23 protein-coding genes are annotated in these 23,609 nt (G+C 71.1%); 12 read left to right on the forward strand and 11 right to left on the reverse strand.

What is annotated here, in order from left to right:
* Positions 1–2: 2 nt before the first annotated feature.
* Positions 3–1,556 carry an FAD-binding oxidoreductase gene (locus AC07DF_RS26600; RefSeq protein ID WP_478976310.1) on the reverse strand — a complete coding sequence of 518 codons (1,554 nt, stop codon included), beginning with the start codon at positions 1,554–1,556 and terminating at the stop codon, positions 3–5.
* 70 nt (positions 1,557–1,626) lie between these two features.
* Complete coding sequence (locus tag AC07DF_RS26605; RefSeq protein WP_432962243.1) at positions 1,627–1,776, reverse strand: hypothetical protein; 150 nt, start codon at positions 1,774–1,776, stop codon at positions 1,627–1,629.
* 139 nt (positions 1,777–1,915) lie between these two features.
* Here AC07DF_RS26605 and AC07DF_RS26610 point away from each other — a divergent pair, with 139 nt between their 5' ends.
* Entirely contained in the window at positions 1,916–2,767 is an 852-nt protein-coding gene (locus AC07DF_RS26610; RefSeq protein WP_478976315.1) for an SCO4651 family lipoprotein, read from the forward strand.
* Positions 2,768–2,852: 85 nt separating this feature from the next.
* Positions 2,853–3,035, forward strand: a complete 183-nt coding sequence (locus tag AC07DF_RS26615) for a hypothetical protein (protein WP_382494751.1) — start codon at positions 2,853–2,855, stop codon at positions 3,033–3,035.
* A 5-nt stretch (positions 3,036–3,040) separates the two neighbouring features.
* Here AC07DF_RS26615 and AC07DF_RS26620 read toward each other — a convergent pair whose 3' ends face one another.
* Entirely contained in the window at positions 3,041–3,373 is a 333-nt protein-coding gene (locus tag AC07DF_RS26620) for a metal-sensitive transcriptional regulator (RefSeq protein WP_478976319.1), read from the reverse strand.
* Positions 3,374–3,578: 205 nt separating this feature from the next.
* Here AC07DF_RS26620 and AC07DF_RS26625 point away from each other — a divergent pair, with 205 nt between their 5' ends.
* Together AC07DF_RS26625 and AC07DF_RS26630 are read left to right on the forward strand one after the other, a co-directional pair.
* Positions 3,579–4,199, forward strand: coding sequence for a DUF47 domain-containing protein (locus AC07DF_RS26625; protein WP_059418711.1), 621 nt, complete (start codon positions 3,579–3,581; stop codon positions 4,197–4,199).
* Between the two features lie 7 nt (positions 4,200–4,206).
* The gene (locus AC07DF_RS26630) at positions 4,207–5,205 is read left to right on the forward strand and encodes an inorganic phosphate transporter (RefSeq protein WP_478976322.1); all 999 of its coding nucleotides are present in this window, start codon (positions 4,207–4,209) and stop codon (positions 5,203–5,205) included.
* A gap of 138 nt (positions 5,206–5,343) precedes the next feature.
* Here AC07DF_RS26630 and pstB read toward each other — a convergent pair whose 3' ends face one another.
* From pstB to AC07DF_RS26665, 7 genes are all read right to left on the reverse strand, one after another.
* Complete coding sequence (gene pstB / locus AC07DF_RS26635; RefSeq protein ID WP_478976325.1) at positions 5,344–6,120, reverse strand: phosphate ABC transporter ATP-binding protein PstB; 777 nt, start codon at positions 6,118–6,120, stop codon at positions 5,344–5,346.
* Between the two features lie 41 nt (positions 6,121–6,161).
* Entirely contained in the window at positions 6,162–7,223 is a 1,062-nt protein-coding gene (gene pstA, locus AC07DF_RS26640) for a phosphate ABC transporter permease PstA (RefSeq protein ID WP_478976328.1), read from the reverse strand.
* Positions 7,220–8,221, reverse strand: a complete 1,002-nt coding sequence (gene pstC, locus AC07DF_RS26645; RefSeq protein ID WP_478976331.1) for a phosphate ABC transporter permease subunit PstC — start codon at positions 8,219–8,221, stop codon at positions 7,220–7,222. Before pstC ends, pstA begins: the two co-directional genes overlap by 4 nt.
* Positions 8,222–8,354: 133 nt before the next feature.
* The gene (pstS, locus tag AC07DF_RS26650) at positions 8,355–9,479 is read right to left on the reverse strand and encodes a phosphate ABC transporter substrate-binding protein PstS (RefSeq protein ID WP_478976334.1); all 1,125 of its coding nucleotides are present in this window, start codon (positions 9,477–9,479) and stop codon (positions 8,355–8,357) included.
* A gap of 221 nt (positions 9,480–9,700) precedes the next feature.
* Positions 9,701–10,120, reverse strand: coding sequence for an NUDIX hydrolase (locus tag AC07DF_RS26655; protein WP_478976337.1), 420 nt, complete (start codon positions 10,118–10,120; stop codon positions 9,701–9,703).
* 28 nt (positions 10,121–10,148) lie between these two features.
* The gene (locus tag AC07DF_RS26660) at positions 10,149–11,240 is read right to left on the reverse strand and encodes a CHAD domain-containing protein (protein WP_478976340.1); all 1,092 of its coding nucleotides are present in this window, start codon (positions 11,238–11,240) and stop codon (positions 10,149–10,151) included.
* Positions 11,221–13,587, reverse strand: a complete 2,367-nt coding sequence (locus AC07DF_RS26665) for an RNA degradosome polyphosphate kinase (RefSeq protein ID WP_478976343.1) — start codon at positions 13,585–13,587, stop codon at positions 11,221–11,223. The genes AC07DF_RS26660 and AC07DF_RS26665 overlap by 20 nt, the downstream gene beginning before the upstream one ends.
* 339 nt (positions 13,588–13,926) lie before the next feature.
* On the opposite strand from AC07DF_RS26665, the gene AC07DF_RS26670 reads away from it, so the two are divergent.
* Genes AC07DF_RS26670 through AC07DF_RS26695 form a run of 6 tightly spaced genes read left to right on the forward strand, consistent with a single transcriptional unit; the run spans position 13,927 to position 19,274 of the window.
* Entirely contained in the window at positions 13,927–14,478 is a 552-nt protein-coding gene (locus tag AC07DF_RS26670) for an RNA polymerase sigma factor (protein ID WP_399028173.1), read from the forward strand.
* The gene (locus AC07DF_RS26675; protein ID WP_478976347.1) at positions 14,475–15,311 is read left to right on the forward strand and encodes a zf-HC2 domain-containing protein; all 837 of its coding nucleotides are present in this window, start codon (positions 14,475–14,477) and stop codon (positions 15,309–15,311) included. The genes AC07DF_RS26670 and AC07DF_RS26675 overlap by 4 nt, the downstream gene beginning before the upstream one ends.
* Positions 15,308–16,168 carry an ABC transporter ATP-binding protein gene (locus AC07DF_RS26680; protein ID WP_478976350.1) on the forward strand — a complete coding sequence of 287 codons (861 nt, stop codon included), beginning with the start codon at positions 15,308–15,310 and terminating at the stop codon, positions 16,166–16,168. The genes AC07DF_RS26675 and AC07DF_RS26680 overlap by 4 nt, the downstream gene beginning before the upstream one ends.
* The gene (locus AC07DF_RS26685; protein WP_478976353.1) at positions 16,165–17,682 is read left to right on the forward strand and encodes an ABC transporter permease; all 1,518 of its coding nucleotides are present in this window, start codon (positions 16,165–16,167) and stop codon (positions 17,680–17,682) included. The genes AC07DF_RS26680 and AC07DF_RS26685 overlap by 4 nt, the downstream gene beginning before the upstream one ends.
* A complete protein-coding gene (locus AC07DF_RS26690; RefSeq protein ID WP_478976356.1) occupies positions 17,670–18,329 on the forward strand; it encodes an ABC transporter in 660 nt (219 codons plus the stop codon). The genes AC07DF_RS26685 and AC07DF_RS26690 overlap by 13 nt, the downstream gene beginning before the upstream one ends.
* A gap of 9 nt (positions 18,330–18,338) precedes the next feature.
* Positions 18,339–19,274 carry a LysR family transcriptional regulator gene (locus AC07DF_RS26695; protein ID WP_478976359.1) on the forward strand — a complete coding sequence of 312 codons (936 nt, stop codon included), beginning with the start codon at positions 18,339–18,341 and terminating at the stop codon, positions 19,272–19,274.
* Positions 19,275–19,287: 13 nt separating this feature from the next.
* Here the strand turns inward: AC07DF_RS26695 and mshD are convergent, their stop codons facing one another.
* The gene (mshD, locus tag AC07DF_RS26700) at positions 19,288–20,214 is read right to left on the reverse strand and encodes a mycothiol synthase (RefSeq protein ID WP_478976362.1); all 927 of its coding nucleotides are present in this window, start codon (positions 20,212–20,214) and stop codon (positions 19,288–19,290) included.
* Positions 20,215–20,396: 182 nt separating this feature from the next.
* Here mshD and AC07DF_RS26705 point away from each other — a divergent pair, with 182 nt between their 5' ends.
* The gene (locus AC07DF_RS26705; protein WP_478976365.1) at positions 20,397–22,220 is read left to right on the forward strand and encodes a bifunctional metallophosphatase/5'-nucleotidase; all 1,824 of its coding nucleotides are present in this window, start codon (positions 20,397–20,399) and stop codon (positions 22,218–22,220) included.
* 58 nt (positions 22,221–22,278) lie between these two features.
* Positions 22,279–23,514, forward strand: coding sequence for an LmeA family phospholipid-binding protein (locus AC07DF_RS26710; protein WP_478976368.1), 1,236 nt, complete (start codon positions 22,279–22,281; stop codon positions 23,512–23,514).
* Positions 23,515–23,609 lie beyond the last annotated feature (95 nt).

Here is a 23,609-nt window from a genome sequence, read left to right on the forward strand (position 1 = left end):
CGTTACAGCGCCTGGGGATACGTGAAGAAGCGGTTCGGGTCGTACTCGTTCTTCAGTTTTGTCAGGCGGCCGGCCGCGTCTCCGTAGTACGCCTTGCGCCAGTTCGTCAGGGTCGGGTCCGTGTAGTTCTGGTAGGCCGCGCCCGAGGCGTGGGGGCGCATGGACTTGTGGGCCGAGGCCAGCCAGTCGCGGGCCGTGGCGCCCGTCGTGCCCGGGCGCCAGGCGGCGATGTACTGGGCCAGCATGCGCGAGCGGCGGTGGACGAACGCCGTGGACGTCGGGGAGACCCGGTTCACCGCTCCGCCCAGCGCGGTGAGCGCGATGCTGCCCGTGCCGCCGCGTACCGAGCCGAAATGCGCCAGCAGCGTGCGGATGCCGGCCGCGGAGAGGGAGTGGTCGAAGAAGTCCGACGCCGCGGCGTACGTCTCGCGGCCCAGCGCGCCCTTCGGGGAGCGGCCGGGGGTCGAGCCGGGCAGATGGCACTGGGCGTCCGTCGGGAACGAGGAGCAGCCGGCGTACACCTCCATCGACTCCTCGTAGGAGCGCCGCTTCAGGGAGACGCTGCTCGCCGGGGCGCCGACGCGGTCGGCGAGGCGGTCGACCGCGTTCTTGAGCTCCCCGTAGGTACCGAGGGAGAAGGCCGCGACGGAGACGGTCGGCCTGCCGCCGGCGGCGCTCGCCAGATGGAGGGACGACCAGATCTCGTCCGGCTGTGACGGACCCCACTCCTGCCAGGCCTTCACCACCGCCGCGGCCTTCGACGAGGGCCAGGACAGATACGCCGAGACGCCCTGCGGTGCCGGGTGGGTCTTGAAGTGCAGTTCCGTCACGACGCCGAAGTTGCCGTTGCCGGCTCCGCGCAGGGCCCAGAAGAGGTCCTTGTTCTCGCGGGCGTTGGCGGTCAGCTGCTTGCCGTCCGCGGTGATCAGCGTCGCCTGGGTGAGGCTGTCGCAGGTCAGGCCGTAGGCGCGGGAGACCACGCCGTGTCCGCCACCGAGGGTGAGGCCGGAGACGCCGACGGTGGGGCAGGAGCCGGCGGGGATCGTGACGCCCTTCGCGGTGAGGGCGCGGTAGACGTCGATGAGCTTGGCGCCGGCGCCGACCACCGCGGTACTGCCGGAGGCCCGGACGCGGTTGAGCTTCGAGACGTCGATGATCAGGCGGCCGTCGCCCGAGGACCAGCCGGCGTAGGAGTGGCCGCCGTTGCGGATCGCCACGCGCAGGGAGTGGGCGCGGGCGTAGGCCAGGGCCGTACGGATGTCGTCCGGGTGGTCCACGTACGCGACCCCGGCGGGCTTGAGGGTGTCGAAGCGGGTGTTGTAGAGCTGCCGGGCCGTGGTCCAGGCGGAGTCGCCCGGGCGGACGAGGGGGCCGTCGAGGTCGCGGGCGAGGGCGGACCAGTTCGCGGCGGTGACGTTCGACTTCGTGGTGGCCGCGGTCCTGGCGGTGGCTCTGGCCCCGGCGCCGGTGTCCGACTTCGTGCAGGCGGTGGTGAAGGGTGTCGCGGCTGCGGCGACGCCTGCCGTGCCGGCTGCGAGGAATGTACGCCGTTCCATGGGGCCTCCCGGTGGTTCCGTCGTGGGAGACGGGGCCGTGGGGATGGGGGTTCCATGGTGTTCGGCCTTGTCAGCCCGCCGCGTGCTTCTCCGCGTCCGTGCGCGCCTGGCTTCTCGCTCTTCGGGCCGGGCCGCGCCAGCCGCAGGTGCAGTGGGCCATGCAGAAGCGGCCCTTCTCCGTTGTCGTCGTGAGGTGTTCCGGCCCGTCCTGCTGCGCCACTCGGACCACGTTACCCATCGCAGGTAAAGGGTTCGCATGCTCACAGCGGCGTGCTCGCGTGACGGGGGGCACATACCCGTCGTTATCCGGAGCAACGAGGGGGCCCGTGACGGACGTACCGGCTGGGGGTAGGCAGGCGATGACTGGGCGGCAGCGGGAACGGTGGCACAGGCGGACGGGTGCGGCGGTCGTCGCGGCCGGGATCGTGGCCGGGGCGGGGCTGGGGGCCGGCGGGTGTTCGGGCGGTGACGCGGCCGCCGGTGACTCCCGCGGTGGGGACGCGGTCGTCGTGCTGCACCGGGCCGCCGACCGGCTGGTGGCGGCGGGGAGTTCGAAGGCCCGTACGTCGATGGAGATGGCGTCCGGCGGCACCCGGGTGACCATCCGGGGCGCCGGGGTCTACGACTACCGGAAGCGGATGGGGCGGCTGAAGGTGCTGCTGCCGCAGGATCCCGCGGGCGCCATGGAACACCGGCCCATCACCGAACTGCTCGCGCCCGGGGCGCTGTTCATGAAGAACCGGGGCGCCGGTGTGCCGCCGGACAAGTGGGTGCGGGTGGAGACGCGGACCCTGTCCGACGGGAACCTCGTCACGGGCGGGGCCACCGATCCGTTCGCGGCGGCCGAGGTGCTGCGCGGGACGCGGACGGCGACCTACGTGGGCAGGACCGAGGTCGCGGGCACCGGGGTGCGGCACTACCGGGGGACGGCCGATCTCGCTGTCGCCGCGAAGCGGGCCTCCGGCGGCAACGAAGAGGCCCTGGCCGCGGCGGCGAAAGGGTTCGCCACGGCCGAGGTGCCGTTCGACGCCTACCTCGACGACGAGGGCCGCATCCGCAAGGTCCGGCACCGGTTCAGCTTCGTGGGCGGGCAGCAGAAGAACCCCGTCGCCGTCGCCTCGACCACGCTGCTCTACGCTTTCGGGGCTTCGGCGCGCGTACGGTTGCCGGACGACGACGACATCTACGCGGGCAAGATCGCCGAGAACTGACCGGCGTGAACTAGCCCGTCCGTGCCATGCGCGGTGTGTAGGCCGCTCCCTACTCTAGGAAGTCGGTAACGGCAGAGACGAGGTGATGCACGTGGCTCCGGTCGGCGGTACGGCAGTTCAGGACTACGTGGCCCTCGCCGAGATCGAGCTGTGCGGAGAGCTGATCATCGCGGCCTCGGCCGCGCACGAGGAGCGGCTCAGCATGCAGAGCATCGACGAGGTGCTGAAGGTGGCCGAGGAGCGGGACGCCTCGGCCGCCCGGAGGTAACCGGCTCACGTCCGCAGCATGCGGGCGATCGCCTGGGTCGCCTCCTTCACCTTCGCGTCGATCTCGTCGCCGCCCTTGTGGGCCGCGTCGGCGACGCAGTGGCGCAGGTGCTCCTCCAGCAGCTGCAGGGCGAAGGACTGCAGGGCCTTGGTGGAGGCGGAGACCTGCGTGAGTATGTCGATGCAGTAGACGTCCTCGTCGACCATGCGCTGCAGGCCGCGGATCTGGCCCTCGATGCGGCGCAGGCGCTTGAGGTGTTCGTCCTTCTGCTTGTGGTACCCGTGAACGCCGGTGTCGGTGACATTTGCGACATCGGTGGTGTCGGTCACGTCCGTCATCGGATCCTCCTGGTGGGCAGTGAGCCGACATATACCCCTAGTGGGTATATGGTACCGAACTTTGCTGGGTATACGGCCCCTCGGACCGCCCCCGTGCTCACCACTGTGCCCGATGGGCGACACTGGGGGGCGGCCCGATAGCCGTGGCCGGATGATGCGCCTAGCATCGGCCTGACCGAAACCGAAGCACCCCGAGGACCCCAACGTGCGCTTTCGTCTGACCCCCAGGGAGACGAGCTTCTACGACATGTTCGCCGCTTCCGCGGACAACATCGTCACGGGCTCGAAGCTCCTGATGGAACTGCTCGGGGCGGACGCATCCGCCCGGGCCGAGATCGCAGAGCGTATGCGGGCAGCGGAACACGCAGGTGACGACGCCACGCACGCGATCTTCCACCAGTTGAACTCCTCGTTCATCACGCCGTTCGACCGCGAGGACATCTACTCCCTCGCCTCGTCCCTCGACGACATCATGGACTTCATGGAGGAGGCCGTCGACCTGGTCGTCCTCTACAACGTCGAGGAACTGCCCAAGGGCGTCGACCAGCAGATCGAGGTACTGGCGCGCGCTGCCGAACTGACGGCCGAAGCGATGCCGCATCTGCGCACGATGGAGAACCTCACCGAGTACTGGATCGAGGTCAACCGGCTGGAGAACCAGGCCGACCAGATCCACCGCAAGCTGCTCGCGCACCTCTTCAACGGCAAGTACGACGCCATGGAGGTCCTCAAGCTCAAGCAGATCGTGGACGTGCTGGAAGAGGCGGCGGACGCGTTCGAGCACGTGGCGAACACGGTGGAGACCATCGCCGTCAAGGAGTCCTGAGCCCTACATGGACACCTTCGCTCTGGTCGTGACCATCGCGGTCGCGCTCTTCTTCACGTACACCAACGGCTTCCACGACTCGGCGAACGCGATCGCCACGTCCGTGTCGACGCGGGCGCTGACGCCGCGGGCCGCGCTGGCCATGGCCGCGGTGATGAACCTCGCCGGCGCGTTCATGGGCTCGGGGGTCGCCAAGACCGTCAGCGAGGGGCTGATCCAGACGCCCGTCGGGTCGAAGGGGATGGGGATCCTCTTCGCCGCGCTGGTGGGTGCCATCGTCTGGAACCTCATCACCTGGTACTTCGGGTTGCCCTCGTCCTCCTCGCACGCGCTGTTCGGCGGCATGGTGGGCGCCGCGCTGGCCGGCGGGACCACGGTCTACTGGAGCGGGGTGCTGGAGAAGGTCGTCATCCCGATGTTCATCTCCCCCGTGGTCGGTCTGCTGGCCGGTTATCTGGTGATGACCGCGATCATGTGGATCTTCCGCAAGGCCAACCCGCACAAGGCCAAGAGGGGCTTCCGCATAGCCCAGACCGTCTCGGCCGCGGGTATGGCGCTGGGACACGGCCTGCAGGACGCGCAGAAGACGATGGGCATCGTGGTGATGGCGCTCGTCATCGCGGATGTCGAGGACTACGGCGATCCGATTCCGGTGTGGGTGAAGGTCGCCTGTGCGGTGATGCTGTCGCTGGGCACGTACGCCGGTGGCTGGCGGATCATGCGGACGCTGGGACGGAAGATCATCGAGCTGGACCCGCCGCAGGGGTTCGCGGCGGAGACCACGGGCGCGTCGATCATGTTCACCACGGCGTTCCTGTTCAAGGCTCCGATCTCCACGACGCATGTGATCACGTCCGCGATCATGGGCGTGGGCGCGACGAAGCGCGTGAACGCCGTGCGGTGGGGTGTCGCCAAGAACATCATTCTCGGCTGGTTCATCACGATGCCGGCGGCCGCGCTGGTCGCCGCGGCGTCGTTCGGGATCGTGAACCTGGCGTTCCTCTAGGCGCCGGGAGCACGCAGAGCACGAACAGCACGAACAGCGCCGAAAAGGCCCGCCCCTGGGAGTAGGGGCGGGCCCTTTTTCGGCCTCGCGGTGGCACCGCCATGCAGCACCGCGAGGAGTCTCGGCGGCGGGGCCGGATCAGCCGAAGCGGCCGGAGATGTAGTCCTCGGTGGCCTGGACCGACGGGTTGGAGAAGATGCGCTCCGTCTCGTCGATCTCGATGAGCTTGCCGGGCTGGCCGACGGCCGCGAGGTTGAAGAACGCCGTGCGGTCGGAGACGCGCGCCGCCTGCTGCATGTTGTGCGTCACGATGACGATCGTGAAGCGCTCCTTCAGCTCGCCGATCAGGTCCTCGATGGCGAGGGTGGAGATCGGGTCGAGCGCCGAGCAGGGCTCGTCCATGAGGAGCACGTTCGGCTCGACCGCGATCGCCCGCGCGATGCACAGACGCTGCTGCTGGCCGCCGGAGAGGCCCGAGCCGGGCTTGTTCAGGCGGTCCTTGACCTCGTTCCAGAGGTTCGCGCCCTTGAGGGAGCGCTCGACGACGTCGGCGAGCTCGTTCTTCTTGTAGCTGCCGTTCAGCCGCAGGCCCGCCGCCACGTTGTCGAAGATCGACATCGTGGGGAACGGGTTCGGCCGCTGGAACACCATGCCGACCTCACGGCGCACGGACACCGGGTCGATGCCCGTGCCGTAGAGGTCCTCGTCGTCCAGGAGCACCTTGCCCTCGACCCGGCCGCCGGACGTCACCTCGTGCATACGGTTCAGCGTGCGCAGGAACGTCGACTTGCCGCAGCCGGAGGGGCCGATGAACGCCGTCACCGAGCGCGGCTCGACGGTCATCGAGATGTCTTCGATCGCCTTGTGGGAGCCGTAGTAGGCGGTCAGTCCGCTTACGTCGATTCGCTTGGCCATTACTTCTTCACTTCCAGACTCAGACAGTCGCTGTGGCCGCGTCAGCGACCGGTCTTCGGGGCCTTCCAGCGGGCGATCCCGCGGGCCACCAGGTTCAGGATCATCACGAAGGCGATCAGGGTGAGCGACGCCGCCCAGGCACGGTCGTAGGCCGCACCGGAGCCCGCGCTGTTGGCCCACTGCTGGTAGATGTACAGCGGCAGCGAGGCCTGCGCACCCTCGAACGGGTTCGGGTTGATCAAGGGATTGCCCCACACCAGCAGCAGGACCGGGGCGGTCTCGCCGGCGATGCGGGCGATCGACAGCATGATGCCCGTGGTGATGCCGCCGATGGAGGTCGGCAGGACCACCTTCAGAATGGTGCGCCACTTCGGGACGCCGAGCGCCAGGGAGGCCTCACGCAGCTCGTTCGGGACGAGCTTGAGCATCTCCTCCGTGGAGCGGACGACGACCGGCATCATCAGGATGGCCAGGGCCAGCGAGCCGGCGAAGCCGAAGGGCTGCATCTCGAAGATCAGCATGAGGCTGAGGATGAACAGACCCGCGACGATCGACGGGATGCCGGTCATGACGTCGACGAAGAACGTGATGGCCTTGGAGAGCTTGCCCTGGCCGTACTCCACGAGGTAGATCGCGGTGAGCACGCCGATCGGCGCGGCGATCAGCGTGGCGAGACCGACCTGCTCCAGGGTGCCGAGGATGGCGTGGTAGATACCGCCGCCGGGCTCGGTGTCGGCGACGATGCCCATGGAGTGCGTCAGGAAGTAGACGTCGAGGACCTTCACACCGCGCGTGATCGTCGACCACACCAGCGAGGCCAGCGGGATGACGGCGAGCAGGAAGGCGACCCAGACGAGGGAGGTCGCGATGCGGTCCTTGGCCTGTCGCTTGCCCTCGACGGCCGTGGCGATGGCGTAGGTGCCGACGACGTAGAGGATCGCGGCGATCAGGCCCCACTGGACCCGGCTGCCCAGGCCGGCGCCGAGGCCGATGCCGATCGCGACGGCGACCGAGCCGGCCGCGATGGCGTACGGGGACCACTTGGGCAGGCGGGCGCCGCGCAGGGTGCTGGGGCCCTTCGGGGTGATGGATGCGGTGCTCATGCGTTGGCCCCCGAGTACTCCTTGCGGCGGGCGATGATCGCGCGGGCCGCGCCGTTGACCACCAGGGTGATGACGAACAGGACCAGACCGGAGGCGATCAGCGCGTCCTGGCCGAAGACACTGGCCTCACCGAACTTGCTGGCGATGTTCTGCGCGAACGTGCCGCCGCCCGGGTCGAGCAGGCTGGCCTGGATGTCGAAGGTCGGGGAGAGCACGGTGGCGACGGCCATCGTCTCGCCGAGGGCGCGGCCGAGGCCGAGCATCGAGGCGGAGATGACGCCGGAGCGGCCGAAGGGGATGACCGCCATGCGGATCACTTCCCAGCGGGTGGCGCCGAGCGCCAGGGCCGCTTCCTCGTGCATCTGCGGGACCTGGCGGAAGACCTCGCGGCTCACGTTGGTGATGATCGGCAGGATCATGATCGCGAGCAGGATGCCGACGGTCAGCATCGAGCGGGCGGGGCCGCCTTCCCAGGAGAAGAGGCCGGTCCAGCCGAGGTAGTCGTTCAGCCAGCCGAAGAGGCCGTTCATGTTCGGCACGAGGATCAGCGCGCCCCACAGGCCGTAGACGATGGACGGCACGGCGGCGAGCAGGTCGATCACGTAGGCGATCGGGCCGCTCAGCTTGCGCGGGGCGTAGTGCGTGAGGAACAGCGCGATGGCGACGGCGATCGGGACCGCGATGACCATGGCGATGATCGAGGAGACCACCGTGCCGAAGGCCAGGACGGCGATGCCGAAGACCGGCGGGACGGCGTTGGTGTCCCACTGGAAGGTGGTGAGGAAGTTGCCCTCGTCCTTGCTGATGGCGAGGGAGGCGCGGTACGTGAGGAAGGCCGCGATCGCGGCCATGATCACCAGCAGCAGGATGCCCGAGCCGCGGGAGAGACCCAGGAAGATCCGGTCTCCGGGCCGGGTGACCCCGCGCGCGGCGCGCTTGTCGACGGCGGGCTGTGGTGCGGGGGGTGGTGCGTCGGTTATCTGCGTTGATGTGTCCATCAGGTTCTCCGGTCTGCGGAGCCGTGCGCGCTGTGCGGCGGCTCTGCGGAGCCGTACGGGACGTACGGCCACTGGCGGCGGTGCACCGGACGGTGCGGCCCGGTCCCTGGGAGGGGACCGGGCCGCACTCGGATCAGCTCAGGCCATCGATGGTGGTGCGGACCTGGGCGATGATGTCGTCGGGGATCGGCGCGTAGTCGTTCTCGGCGAGGACCTTCTGGCCCTCCTCGGAGGCGATGTAGCGCAGGAACGCCTTGGTGGCGGGCAGCGTGTCGGACTTGTTGCCCTTGTCGCAGACGATCTCGTACGTGACGAGGACCATCGGGTAGGCGCCCTCGGCCTTGGTGCCGTAGTTCAGCTCCAGGGCGAGGTCCTTGCCCGTGCCGACGACCTTGGCCTCGGAGATGGCCTTGGTGGCGTTCTCCACGGTGGCCTTGACCGGCTGGGCGGCACCCGTGTCGAGGTCGACGGTCTTCATGCCGTCCTTGGCGTACGACAGCTCGAAGTAGCTGATGGCGCCGTTGGTCTGCTTCACCTGCTGGGCGAGACCGGAGGAGCCGGAGGCGGACTGGCCGCCCTTGGCCTGCCAGGTCTTGCCGCCGTCGTAGGGCCAGTCCTTCTTGGCGGTGGCCATCAGGTACTTGGTGAAGTTGTCCGTGGTGCCGGAGTCGTCCGAGCGGTGGAACGCCTGGATCTTGAGGTCCGGAAGCTTCGCCTCGGGGTTCAGCTTCTTGATCGCCGGGTCGTTCCAGTTGGTGATCTCGTTGTTGAAGATCTTCGCCAGGGTGGACGCGTCCAGGACGAGGTTGTCCACGCCGTTGACGTTGTAGCCGACCGCGATCGGGCCGCCGACCATCGGCAGGTCGATGCCCTGGCCGCCGGAGCAGACCTTCTTGGAGGCCGTGACCTCTTCGGGCTTGAGCGCCGAGTCGGAGCCGGCGAAGGCGACGCGGCCCTGGGTGAACGCGGTGACGCCGGCGCCGGAGCCGCCGCCCTTGTAGTTGATCTGCACGCCCTGGCAGGCGACGGCGAACTGCTTGACCCAGGCGTCGATGGCGTTCTTCTGCGCGGAGGAGCCGTCGGCCAGCAGCTGGCCCTTGGCGTCGTCGCACTTGATGCTGCCGGGCTTGGCGGCCGCGGACGAGCCACCTCCGCTGGTGCCCGTGTCGTCGGAGCCGCACGCCGTGAGGGCCAGGGCGCCGGAGACGGCGAGAGCACCGAGAGCGAGGGCCCGCCGGTTCATGCGCTGAAGCTTCACTTGAGTTCCTTCCGGGAGCCGCCGTCCTGATTCGGCGGCGTGCGAAATCTGGGTGACGCGGGACGCTGACACGCGGCTGGCGCGGTTCGCGTCGGGTAAGGCTGAAATTAGGCAGATCAGGTGAAGCCGCCTATGGCCATAAATGAACGAGGGGTGAACCCCTGCCGAAGGTGTGGTTAGGTCACGGAACGCTTACGGGGAGAGCACGTGCCGGTTCCGCTTCACGCACCGGCCAAGGACAGCAGCGCGTCGACGTAGGGGCGGTCGTGGGGCTGCGTGAGACGGGCGCGGGCGGCGGCGGGTGTCAGCCACAGGACCCGGTCCACCTCGTCCGTCGGGGAAAACTCGCAGGATATCGCCTCGGCCGCCCAGTAGCGGACCTGCTTGGGGCGGCCGTTCGCGAGGTAGTGCTGGGTGGGCAGCTCGGCGCCCGCAACAGCCCGGCAGCCCGTCTCCTCCGCCACCTCGCGCAGGGCACCGGCGAGTGCCTCCTCGTCACGCTTGAGCTTGCCCTTCGGCCAGGACCAGTCGTCGTATTTCGGCCGGTGGACGAGGCAGACCTCCAGCTCGCCCGTGACGGGGGAGCGGCGCCACAGAACGCAGCCGGCCGCCTGGACCGTGGTGTCGTCGGGGGAGCTCATCTGACCGCCTCCTCGGTGGCGTGGCCGGTCATGACGTGCTGACGGTTTCCTTCTGCCAGCACTGCTGGAACGCGAAACGCGCCGCCTCGACCTCGTGGCGCTGGTCGGCGTGGAGCACGCCGAGGGCGTACGCCGTCGCGGGGGCGATGCGGGGGGTACGCGCCGCCTGGGCCGCCGCTGCCGCCGCCTCCGAGGCGTCGCGGTGGCGGTTCAGGGCCTGGCCGGCGGAGAGCAGGCGCAGGTCGACGACACCGTTGCCGTTGGGCTCGCCGCGCAGGGCCTCGCGGGCGTAGCGGTGCAGGCGCAGAAGCAGGCGGACCTGGTGCCACGGGGCGTCCTGCGGGTGCGGGACCGTGTCCGGGGACAGACCGTGGATGAGCGCCGCGGCGTTGTACGGGTTTCCCGCGGTGATGAGGGGCAGGGCGGCCACGGCGTCCGTGAGGCGGCCCTCCGCCGCCGTGGCGAGGGGGCGCAGGTCGGTGGTGCCGGCGGCCTTGGTGAGGGGGACCTCGCTGGCCAGGACCGCGACCTTGTCCGCGATGGCGTGGAAGCGGCTGCTTCCCAGGGCCTGCAGGGCCGTGGAGTGGGCCCGGGTGCGGGCGAGGTTGAGCTGGCGGTCGAGCAGGGCGCCCGCTTTCGCCGCGCCCACGGTGAGGTTGCCGCGCTCCGGTGCCGGGGCCGGGTGGGCCGCGGCACCGGCCTTGGCGGGTGCCGCCGCGCCCGCCGCCTGGGCCGGGAGCGCCGTGGAGCCCGACAGGCGGTGCAGCGCGTTCAGCAGGCGCTCCAGACGGGCGGTGTACGCGTGTTCCATGGCCAGGGTTCCCGAGACCCAGGCCAGTTCCGGGCGCATGCCCTCGCACCAGTCCGTGTCCAGGAGGGACTGGAACGTGTGCAGGCTGGAGCTGATACGGCGGGCCGAGCGGCGCAGCGCCCGCGCCGCGTCGGCGGACCCCTCCGAGCCGCCCGCGCCCGACCCCGTCTCGCGGTGCAGGCGCAACGCCCGGAGGAACTCCGTGGCCTGGGCCCGCAGATAGCCCGCGAGGGCGTCCCCGGTGGGGGCGGGGGCGGGAGTGGCGTGCCTGTACCTGGGATCCGTCGGGTCAAGGTGTCGCTGTGCCACGCCGGCGCCTCCGCGCGTCTATGAGCATCTCCTGGACGTTGCGCAGCGGCTGGCCGTCCGCGTCGGTCGCATGCCGGGTCCAGTCGCCGTCCGGGCCGAGGTGCCAGGAGGCGGTGCCGTCGGACATGCCGGTCTCCAGCAGCCGGTTCAGGGCTGCCCGGTGGGCCGGGTCGGTGACCCTGACCAGGGCCTCTATCCGGCGGTCGAGGTTGCGGTGCATCATGTCGGCGCTGCCGATCCACACCTCGGGCTCGCCGCCGTTGCCGAAGCCGAACACCCGGGAGTGCTCCAGGAAGCGGCCGAGGATCGAGCGGACCCGGATGTTCTCCGACAGGCCCGCGACACCCGGGCGCAGCGCGCAGATGCCGCGCACCCACACGTCCACCGGCACGCCCGCCTGGGCCGCGCGGTAGCAGGCGTCGATGACGGCCTCGTCGACCATCGAGTTGACCTTGATACGGACGTGCGCCGGGCGTCCCGCGCGGTGGTGCTGTATCTCCTTGGTGATCCGCGCGACCAGACCGTCGCGCAGCGACTTGGGGGCGACCAGGAGACGGCGGTAGGTCTCCCGGCGGGAGTAGCCGGAGAGACGGTTGAAGAGGTCCGAGAGGTCCGCGCCGACCTGCGGGTCGGCCGTGAGCAGACCGAGGTCCTCGTAGAGGCGGGCCGTCTTCGGGTGGTAGTTGCCGGTGCCGACGTGGCTGTAGCGGCGGAGCGTGTCGCCCTCCTGGCGGACCACCAGCGACAGCTTGCAGTGGGTCTTCAGGCCGACCAGGCCGTAGACCACGTGGCAGCCGGACTCCTCCAGCTTGCGCGCCCACTTGATGTTGGCGTGCTCGTCGAAGCGGGCCTTGATCTCTACCAGGACCAGGACCTGCTTGCCGGACTCGGCGGCCTCGATGAGGGCGTCGACTATGGGGGAGTCGCCCGACGTCCGGTACAGGGTCTGCTTGATCGCGAGGACGTCCGGGTCGCCGGCCGCCTGCTCCAGGAACGCCTGGACGGAGGTGGAGAACGAGTCGTACGGGTGGTGCAGCAGGACGTCCCGCTCCCGGAGCGCGGCGAAGATGTCCGGCGCGGACGCCGACTCGACCTCGGCGAGGTCGCGGTGGGTGCCGGCGACGAACTTGCGGTACTTCAGCTCCGGGCGTTCCAGCGAGGCGATCCGGAACAGGCCCGTGAGGTCCAGCGGGCCCGGCAGCGGGTAGACCTCGGCCTCGCTGATCTTCAGCTCGCGCACGAGCAGGTCCAGGACCTCGCGGTCGATGGACTCCTCGACCTCCAGACGCACCGGCGGCCCGAAGCGACGCCGCATGAGCTCCTTCTCCAGGGCCTGGAGCAGGTTCTCCGCGTCGTCCTCCTCGACCTCCAGGTCCTCGTTCCTGGTGAGGCGGAAGGCGTGGTGCTCCAGGACCTCCATGCCCGGGAACAGCTCCTCCAGGTGGGCGGCGATGACGTCCTCGATGGGGACGTAGCGGCCCGGGGAGCTCTCCAGGAAGCGGGACAGCAGCGGCGGCACCTTCACCCGGGCGAAGTGCTTGTGGCCCGTGACCGGGTTGCGTACGACGACGGCCAGGTTCAGGGACAGGCCGGAGATGTATGGGAAGGGGTGCGCCGGGTCGACCGCAAGCGGGGTCAGCACGGGGAAGATCTGGTGCCGGAACAGGGTGAACAGGCGGGCCTGCTCCTTCTCCTGCAGCTCGTTCCAGCGGACCAGGTGGATGCCCTCCTCCGCGAGGGCGGGGGCGACGTCCTCGTGGTAGCAGGCCGCGTGCCGGGCCATGAGCTCCCGGGAACGGGCCCAGATCATCTCCAGGACCTCGCGGGGCTGGAGGCCGGAGGCGGAGAGGGTGGCCACGCCGGTGGCGATACGGCGCTTCAGACCGGCCACCCGGACCATGAAGAACTCGTCCAGGTTGCTGGCGAAGATCGCGAGGAAGTTGGCCCGCTCCAGCAGGGGCGTGTTCGGGTCCTCGGCGAGTTCGAGAACGCGCTCGTTGAACGCGAGCCAGCTGCGTTCCCGGTCGAGGAACCGGCCCTGCGGCAGCTGGGGCCCGTCGTACGGCGACTCCTCGTACGCGTCGAGGTCGGCGTCGAGGTCGGGTTCGAGGTCGGAGACGGCCGCCGCGATGGTGTGCGGGCGGTGGGCCGCGATGGAGCCCACAGAGGGTTGCGCGTGCTGGACCTGTGCCTGGGTGTTCGGCTGGCTCATGGCCCCATTCTTCCGCGCCGCGAGCATCACGGGCGCGTCGGACAGCGCGGGCGGGATCGGGGGCGTCACATGAGTGTTCCCGTTCCCCGCTGGCCCCTCTCGGGGTGGCGAAGGCTCTGGCACGGCGGGATTCATTGCCCGAGCGTCGCAAGCTCGTCTGAATCGATGGTTACGGAGACATGACGTGCGGGATAGCGGGGGGCGGCTCGCGGGGGTCCGGAGTTTGCCCACAGGCTGTGGATGGTCCCTGGTGTCCCGGGGTGCCCCGGCGTGCCCGGAGTGTCTCGACGTACGGAAGGGGCCAGAAGGGGGACGTGATCGGGCCGGGGCCGGTGCGGGTGCCGTGGGCTGGGGGGCTGGGGGCTGGGGACACCGTAGCCCCGCCGGTGCGCGAGGGCGAGGGGCGGCCGGGGGGCCGGAAAAGTCGTGCGTGGTTTCGTGAACCGATCGCACCGGGTCGTCCGATGAGGAGACGTGAGCGAAACGAGAAGCGACGGGGAGCTGCTGCGGGCCATCGCCGCGGATGCCGACCGGCGTGCCTTCGAGGAGCTGTACCGGCGGTACGCGCCGTGGCTCCGGGCCCGGTTGCGGGGGCGGTGCGCCGATCAAGGGGTCGTCGACGACGTCGTACAGGAGACGTTCCTCGCGGTGTGGCGGGGCAAGGCCCGCTACCGGGAGGAGGGCCACTCCGCGGACGTGGCCGGGTGGCTGTGGCGCATCGGGTCGCGGCGGCTGGTGGACGCGCTGCGCGGTGACGGGGCCCGGGGGCGGCTGCGCCAGGCCCTCGCGCGGCTGCGGCACCGGGACGAGGCGTCGGCGGAGGAACGCGTGCTCGCGGGGGTGGAGCACGGGGACCTCGCCGGAGCCCTCGTCCGGCTGTCGCCGGAGTTGCGGGCGGTGCTGCAGGCGACGGTCATCGACGGGCTCACGACCCGGGAGGCGGCCGTACTGCTCGGCATTCCGCCGGGGACGGTCAAGACGCGGGCGATGCGGGCCCGCAAGCAGTTGCGGGAGGCGTTGGCATGAGTTGGCACGTGCCGGAAGAGGACCTGCGCGCCTATGCGCGGGGGGAGTTGGCGGCGCCGGCTCTGTGGTCCGCCGATGCGCACCTGGGGGCCTGTGCCCGGTGCCGGGAGGTGCTGGGCGAGGTCAGTGACCCGGCCGCCCTCGACGCGGGGTGGGAGCGGCTCGACGCCGAACTGGACGCGCCCCGGACGGGGGTGCTGGAGTCGCTGCTCGTGCGGCTCGGGGTGCCCGGGCACACCGCGCGGCTGCTGGCGGCGGCGCCCGTACTGCGGCGGTCCTGGCTGGGAGCCGTCGTCGCCGTGCTCCTGCTGAGCGTGATGGCGGGGCATCTCGTGGGGGGCGGGGAGTCCCCCACGCTCTTCCTCGCGCTCGCGCCGCTGCTGCCGCTGGCCGGGGTGGCGCTGTCGTACGGGCCCGCGCTGGATCCGACGTACGAGATGGCCGTCGTCGCGCCGATGCACGGGTTCCGGCTGCTGATGATCCGGACGGTGGCCGTGCTGGGCGTGGTGCTGGGCCTGAACGGGCTGGCGACCCTCGCCCTGCCCGCGTACGGCCTGCGCGCGCTGGCCTGGCTGCTGCCCGCGCTGGCACTCACCGCGACGGGGCTCGCCCTGACGCCCCGGCTGGGGCCGGTGCTCGCGCCGTCGCTGGTCGGCGGGGCCTGGGTCGGGCTGCTGTTGCTGGCCGATGAGCTGCGAGCGGGCGCGCAGACGCCCCTCGCGCCGTTCACCGTGGCCGGGCAGGGCGTCGCGGCGGTGGTCGCCGCGCTCGCCGCCGGGCTGCTCTTCCTGCTTCGTGACCGATTCGACCTCTTTCAGGGACGTGCCGCATGACCCCGACCGTGTCCGCCTCCGGGCTCAGCCTCCGCTACGGAGGCACCCGCGCCCTCGACGACGTGTCGCTGCGGCTGACCGCCGGCGTCACCGGGCTCCTCGGGCCCAACGGCGCGGGCAAGACCACGCTGCTGCGGGTCCTCGCCACTGCCCTGCCCGCCGACCGGGGCGCCTTCACCGTGCTCGGGCATGACCCGGGCACCGCGCGGGGCCGGCAGGAGGTGCGGCGCCGGCTGGGCTATCTGCCGCAGACGCCGGGGTTCCACCCGGACTTCACGGCCTTCGAGTTCGTCGACTACGTGGCGATCCTGAAGGAGATGACCTCCCGGTCCGCCCGGCACCGGGAGGTGCGGCGGGTGCTGGACGAGGTGGGACTCGCCGACGTACGCGGGAAGCGGATCCGGAAGCTGTCCGGCGGGATGCGGCAGCGGGTCGCCCTCGGGGCCGCCCTGGTCGGTGACCCCGGGTTCCTGGTCCTCGACGAGCCCACCGTCGGGCTCGACCCCGAACAGCGCATGCGGTTCCGGGAGCTGATCGCGGGTGCCGGGGAGGGGCGCACGGTGCTGCTGTCCACCCACCAGACCGAGGACGTGGCGATGCTTTGCCACCGCGTGCTGGTGATGGCCGGCGGCCAGGTGCGGTTCGAGGGCACCCCGGCCGAGCTGACCGCGCGGGCCGCGGGGCGGGTGTGGAGCAGCACGGAGCGGGACCCGGGCGCCAAGGCGGGATGGCGCACAGGCACCGGGACCTTCCGGAACGTGGGGGATCCGCCGGACGGCGCCGAGCTCCTCGAACCCACCCTGGAGGACGGCTACCTGCTCACCCTCGACGGTGACGCCGTGGAGGTGGCGGCATGACCGCGGTGATGGAGAAGCCCGTCGCGTCCGATGAGCGGGCCGAGGGCGACCGTCCGTGGGCCGCCGTGATCGCCCTGGCCGGGTTCGAGACGCGCCGGCTGCTGACGATGCTGCCGATGATCATCGCCTTCCTGGTGTACATCGGCTGGACCGTATGGCGCACGGGGAAGGACTGGGGCGGCTATCCCGCCCTCCAGGACGCCGACCGCGCCACCCAGAGCGCGCCGATGCTCGTCGGGCTCACCGTGCTGCTGTGCGTCAATCGCGCCGCGCTGCGCTCCCGGCGGCACGGGACGGAACCGCACTTCGCGGTGCTGGTCCTGCCGCCGTGGCGGCGTACGGTCGCCCATGCGCTGTCGGCCCTGGCCGCGGCCCTGCTCACCGCCGTGTGCGTGGCCGCGCAGTTCGGCCGGGAGGCGCTCCGGCCCGGCGCGATCGGGCACGGTTCGGTGAGCGAACTGCTCGTCGGCCCGCTGACCGTGCTGCTGGCGGGGCTCGTCGGGCTCCTCATGGCAGGCCTCGTGCGATCGTCTCTGGCCGCGCCGCTGCTGATCGTGTTCTCCCTGTTCCTGTTCCTCTTCTTCTGGGGCACGAGCGACGACGGGAGCCGCTGGCTGCTGCCGGTCGTCGTCGAGGCCACCAGCGACACCCTGCCGTCCGATCTGCTGGGCCGGCCCGCCGGCTGGCACGCCCTGTATCTGGCCGGGCTGGCGCTGTGCGCGGGCCTGACGGCGGTGCTGGTCACCGGTGGCCGCAAGCCGCTGCTGCTGACGGGCATCGCCGGGGCAGTGGCCATGGCGCTGGTGGGCGGGGTGAGCCAGACGGGCGGCGAATCCCCCGAGCTGGTCCGGGCCCGGGAACGGGCCTCGGCCACCCCCGAGCAGCTGCAGTCCTGCGTCCGGCGGGACGGGGCGACGTACTGCGCGTTCCCCGAGTGGGGGCCGCGGGTCGGGGACTGGGCCGGGGTGGTGGACCAGGTGCGGTCCCTGGCCGGGGGCGGCGCGCGGGACCAGAGGATCGTCGTACGGCAGCGGGTCGAGGCCCGCTACGGCCTCTCCAGCGACAGTGCGCTGACGCCGCTGGAGCGTCCGCACGAGGTGACGGTGGGCACCCGGTGGGGCGGCAACCGCGTCCCCGAGTTCTCGGCCGCCGTCGCCGGAGTGCTGGTCGCGGGCGATGAGAAGGCCTCGACCTCGATCTGCGACGGCCGCATCGTCACCGTGATGTGGCTGGCCCTGGGCTGGGAGTCCGACCCGATGGCCGCGCTGCGCCGCGTCCGCCTCGACGACAGCGACACCGGCTCGGCCCTCGTGCTCCAGCCGACGGACGGGCTGTCCATGACCGAGGCCCAGACGGAGGTGCTGCGCGAGCTGCTGGCGCGGCCCCGGGGCGAGGTCACGGCACGCGTGAAGGACAACTGGGCCGAGCTGACCGAGCCGAAGGTGACGGCGGCCCGGGCCGCGGAGCTGCTGGGCGTGGCCGCACCCGAAGGGGACGACAAGTGTTCGGTCTGAGCAAGGAGTTGGTCGTCGCCGTCTGCCGGACCCTGCCGTTGGGTCTGGTGGGGGCGGCCGGTGCGGCGGGGCTGGTGATGGCCGCGCTGACCCGGGCCACCGGAGAGGCGGGGGAGTGGGTCGCGCTGCCGCTGCTCCGGGCGGCGATCCTGGCCTTCGCGATGGGCCTGGTGTTCCTACTGGACGACCCGGCCCGGCACACCACGTCCACGGTGCCGACCCCGCGCCCGGTCCGTACCGGACTGCGGGCGGCACTCGTCCTCCCGCTCGTGGCGGCCTGGTGGACGGTGGCGCTGCTGCTGGTGCCGGAGGACATACGGCCGCCGGTCGCCGACATCACGCTGGAGGCCGGGTCGGCCTTCGCCCTGGCGGTGACCGCCGCGGTGGTCGCGGTGCGCCGCAGCGACATCGCCCGGCCCGGGGCGCGGGTCGCGGGCGGTCTGCTGACCTCGGCGGTGCTGGTTCTGCTGTTCTGGCCCGGGCGGTGGGCTCTGTTCGTGCCGGTGGAGGACGAGCGGTGGGCGGCGGCGCATGACCGGTGGGCGGTGGTGCTGGCCGGGGCCGTGCTGGTGGGGGCGCTGGCGGCGGGGGAGCCGGTGCGGCGGTGGGCGTGGCGCGGGGGCCCCGGCCGCAAGTCGTACTCCTAGAGTGCCGTCGTGGACCTCAAAGCCGTACGGGCCTTCATAGCGATCGCCGACTCCGGGCAATTCCAGAAGGCCGCCGTGGATCTGGCCCTCACCCAGCAGGCCGTCTCCAAGCGGATCGCCGCGCTGGAGAAGGACCTCGGAGTGCGGCTGCTCGTGCGCACGGCCCGGGGAGCCGAACTCACCATCGACGGGCAGGCGCTCCTGCCGCACGCCCGGGCCCTGCTCCAGGCCGAGGAGCGGGCGCTGGCCGCCGTGCGTCCCGGGGACCGGGCGCTACGGGTGGACGTCGTGGGGCGCCGGGTCGCCACGGCCGGACTGGTACGGGACTTCCACCTGGCCCATCCGGAGATCGCCCTGGACGTCGTCACGCTGTACGGCGCGGACACGGCCCTGGCCGCCGTGCGGGACGGGGCCGTCGACGCCACGTTCCGTGCTGTCACCATGCCCGGGCACCGGCTCCCCGAGGGCGTCGAAGCCGTCCCGGTCCTCGACGAGCCGCTGCGGCTGTGCGTCGGGCCCGGCCACGAATTCGCCCGGGCCGCCTCGGTGGTCCCCGCGCAACTGGCCGGGCACCGGATCTGGATGCCGGGCAACGAGCCCGGCACGGAGTGGGCCGCGTACTACGACGAACTCGCCGCGACCTTCGGCCCGACCATCGACACCATCGGCCCCAACTTCGGCATCGAGGCCCTCCTCGACACCATCGCGGGCTCCCCGACCCTGGCGACGTTCCTCAGTGAACGCACCCCGCTCGTCTGGCCGACCGGCCACGACCTGCGCCTCGTCCCCGTGCGCGACCCGATGCCGGTCTACCCGCACTGCCTGCTCTGGCGCACGGACAACCCGCATCCCGGCCTCGCCGCCCTCCGAGACCACCTGCTGGCCACGCGCCCACGCCCGACCGAGGGAGACACCTGGCGTCCGTCGTGGGCGCGGCGGCCTTGAGCCCGAGCCCGGCTCAGGTCTCCGTCCGGTACATCAGATCCACCTCGTGCGTCTCGAAGCCCAGCCGCTCGTACACCGTCACGGCCGCCTTGTTGTCGGCGTCGACGTAGAGCATCGCCGTCGGCAGGCCCTGCCGCGCCAGATGCCGCAGGCCGATCGTGGTGAGGGACTTGCCGAGGCCGCCGCCCTGTGCGCCGGGTCCGACGCCGAGGACGTAGACCTCGCCGAGGCCCTCCTCGGCGTGGACCTTGGTCCAGTGGAAGCCGACGAGTTCGTCGCCGCGGAAGGCGAGGAAGAAACCGGCGGGGTCGAACCACGGCTCGGACTTGCGGTCGTCGAGGTCCCGCTGCGTGAGGGAGCCCTGCTCGGGGTGGTGGGCGAAGGCGGCGGCGTTCACGGCGAGCCAGGCCGCGTCGTCCTGGCCGGGGACGAAGGCGCGGACGGTGACGCCCTCGGGGAGCGTCGGACAGGGCGCGTCGAAGTCCGTCAACGGGCGGCGCATCTGACGCAGTTCACGGAACAGGGTCAGGCCGAGGACCTGCGCGAGATGCCGGGCGGCGGAGTGGCCGCCGTGCGCCCACACCCGCAGCCGCTTGCCGGAGGCGGCCAGCAGGGCGGACCCGAGCGCCCGCCCGTGCCCCTGCCCGCGATGCCCGGGGTGGACGACCAGCTCGGCGGCCGGCGGCTCCACCGGGTCGGTGTCCTCCAACTGGGCATAGCCGACGAGTTCGCCGTCGACGGTGAGCAGCAGATGGGCCACGCCCTCCCGCTCCCCGCCCCGCAACTGCAACCGGCCCTGCTCGGACACCGCCTGCTGCCCGTCGGTCCGGGCGGCGTCGGCGAGCAGTCCGAGCACGGCCTCGGTCTGCTCGGCGGAGAGCGCGGCAAGGGTCTCGATCGAGCGGGGGCGTCCGGGCCGTACGGTGTCGTCGCTGGTCATGCGTACGAGGGTACGGCGCCCCACCGGCAAATCGGCGGCAAAGAAGCAACCCAGCTGTAACCACGAAACACCTGTCGCGCTACGCGCGTTGACTCTAGGCTGCGCCGGACGACATCACCGTCCGAGCAGACACAAAAGCAGACCCAGCAGCAGACACAACTGCAGACCCGACAGGGGGGCGTATGCCAGCCACTTCACCGGCACCGGTGCACCAGGAGCGCCGTAGACGTCGTACGAACCGTTTCGCCGCTCTCGCCGCCGGTGTCGTCACCGTCGGCGCGCTGGCCGCCGCGGGGCTGCCGGGGTCGGCGACCGCCGGCGAGGACCACCGCAAGGGCGGTCACTGGCCCGGCCGCTACCAGGACGTCCAGCTCCTGTCGTTCAACGACCTGCACGGCAACCTGGAGCCGCCCGCCGGTTCCTCAGGGCGGGTCACCGAGCAGCAGGCCGACGGTACGACGAAGACCATCGACGCGGGTGGCGTCGAGTACCTGGCCACGCATCTGCGGCAGGCCCGCGAGGGCGAGAAGTACTCCGTCACCGCCGCCGGCGGCGACATGGTCGGCGCCTCCCCGCTGATCTCCGGGCTCTTCCACGACGAGCCGACCATCGAGGCGCTGAACAAGCTCGACCTCGACGTCACGTCCGTCGGCAACCACGAGTTCGACGAGGGCGCGGGGGAGCTGGCCCGCCTGCAGAACGGCGGCTGCCACCCGAAGGACGGCTGCTACACGGACAAGAAGTTCAAGGGCGCCGACTTCCCCTACCTGGCCGCCAACGTCCTCGACGAGAAGACGAAGAAGCCGATCCTCAAGCCCTACTGGGTGTGGAAGAAGAAGGACGTCAAGGTCGGCTTCATCGGCGTGACCCTGGAGGGCACCCCGGACATCGTCTCCGCCGAGGGCGTCAAGGGCCTGGCCTTCAAGGACGAGGTCGAGACGATCAACAAGTACGCGAAGGTGCTGCGGAAGCAGGGCGTGAAGTCGATCGTCGCCCTCATCCACGAGGGCGGCTTCCCGGCGTCGACGTCGTACAACTACGACTGTGACTCCCCGGGCGCCGGCGACGGCGTCTCCGGGCCGATCGTCGACATCGCCAAGAACGTCACGCCGCAGGTGGACGCGCTGGTCACCGGCCACACCCACAACGCGTACGTGTGCTCGATCGCCGACCCGTCGGGCAAGCCCCGCATGGTCACCTCGGCCGCGTCCTTCGGCCGCCTCTACACCGACACCACGCTGACCTACGACCGCAAGACCGGCGACATCGCCCGTACGGCCGTGAAGTCGGCGAACCGCGTGGTCACCCGGGACGTCCCCAAGGCGCCCGACATGACCGAGCTGATCAGCAAGTGGAACACACTGGCCGCGCCCATCGGCAACAAGCCGATCGGCTACATCTCCGGCGACATCGGCAACACCGGCACCGAGTCCCCGCTCGGCGACCTGATCGCCGACGCCCAGCTCGCGTACGGCAAGCAGCTCGACCCGGAGACCGACCTGGCGCTGATGAACCCGGGCGGTATCCGGGCACCCCTGACGTATGCGGCCAAGGCCGCCGAGGGCGACGGTGTCGTCACCTACGCCGAGGGCTTCACGGTCCAGCCGTTCGCCAACACCGTGAACCTCCAGGACTTCACGGGCGCGCAGCTGATCCAGGTCCTCAAGGAGCAGGTGACCGGGCCGAACGCGGCGGCGCCGAAGGTTCTCCAGGTGTCGTCGGGCCTGACCTACACGCTGGACCTCACCAAGTCCGGTGCCGACCGAGTGGTCACGGACAGCATCAAGCTGAACGGTGCGGCCATCGACCCGGGGGCCACCTACCGCGTCGCGACGAACAGCTTCCTCGCGGGCGGCGGCGACGGTTTCCCGACGCTGGGTCAGGGCACCAACGACGTCGTGGGCCTCGACGACCTGGCCGCGCTGGAGCAGTACCTGACGGCCAACTCGTCGGCCGGTAACCCGATCGCGCCGCCCAAAGCGGACCGCATCACGATCGTGAAGTAAATCGCATAGGTGGGGTTCAGGTTGCGAGGTGGGGCGGTGCGCATGGTCGGATGAGACGATGCGCACCCCCCACCGCATAGACACGCATCATCCCGACGACCGCTCCGAACAGCCCCACAACCCCTACGAGGAACTCGGCGCACTCGACGACGGGCCTCTGGAGGCGACCCCTCTGGAGGACTTCCTGGGCGAGGACGCCGAGCAGCGGGACGAGCAGGAGCCGGAGTGGTCGCCGCCCGACCACCGTCGCGGCGGCCGGCGTCGAAAGAATCGTTTCGCCGGGCTGCCGCTCGCGGTGAAGGCGGTGGTGGGCCTGGTCGTTCTCGCCTCCTTCGCCGCCCTCGGTGACCGCTGGGCGGTGCTGTACGCCGAGCACCGGGCGGCGGACACCCTCAAGGACCGCCTGGACCTGGCCGCCGCGCCCGAGGTGGAGATCGGCGGCTTCCCCTTCCTCACCCAACTCGCCGACAAACGGCTGGAGTCGGTGAAGGTGACCGTCCCGGACGTCGCCGCCGACCGGGTCTCGCTGGCGAAGGTGTCGGCCACGGCCCATGACGTACGGCTGAACGCCGACGGTCTGACCTCCGTGCGCGGCGCCGACGTCCCCCGGTTCGACGGGGACGTCATGCTGTCCTTCGCGGACCTCAACCGCGAACTCGGTGCCTCGCAGGTGACGTTCACCGGCGAGGGCCGGGACCGGGTGCGGGCGCGCGGCACCCTGCCGGTCGCCGGGCACAACCTGAAGCTGCGGGCCGAGGCCCGGATCCAGCGGCAGGGGGAGCGGGGCATCGCCACGGAGATCGGCGGCATGCGCCTGGACATCGGCGACCTCGCCACCTACCGCCCGGGCAAGCGCGCCTCGGAGGGACTGCATCTGACGCCCAAGGCCTCCGCCGACCTGGCCCGGGAGACCCAGAAGGCCAAGGCGCTGCTCTCGGTCCCGGCCATCGTACAGCGCATGGGCGTGCCCGAGGCGACGGTGAACGAGGCCCTGGCCGACGACGGCAAGCTCGCCGAGCTGACCGGCTCCCCGCGCTTCGCGCGCCAGGCCGAGCGCCTCAACCTCATCGACCTGGCCCTGAACAATCCCGAGGTGCTCAAGCGCCTGGGCCTCGACCCCGACCTCCTCGGCGAGTTGTCGGGCCTGACCCGCCCGGTCCTGGCCGATCGTCTCGCCCTGGCGTTCGAACTGCCGAAGCCGGAGCAGGGGGACGTGAAGCTGGAGGACGTGCGGGTGGAGGAGGACGGCATCCGGGTGCGGCTGTCGGGCTCGGGGCTGTCGGTGGGCGGCTGAACCACACCGCCTCCCAGGCCCCGAACCCATCCCTGGGTGAAACTTTGTGTGCAGATGTGTTGACCTCTGTTCGAGTCCCCTTCTAGTTTCGTGCT

This window comes from Streptomyces sp. NPDC044719 (assembly GCF_056433405.1).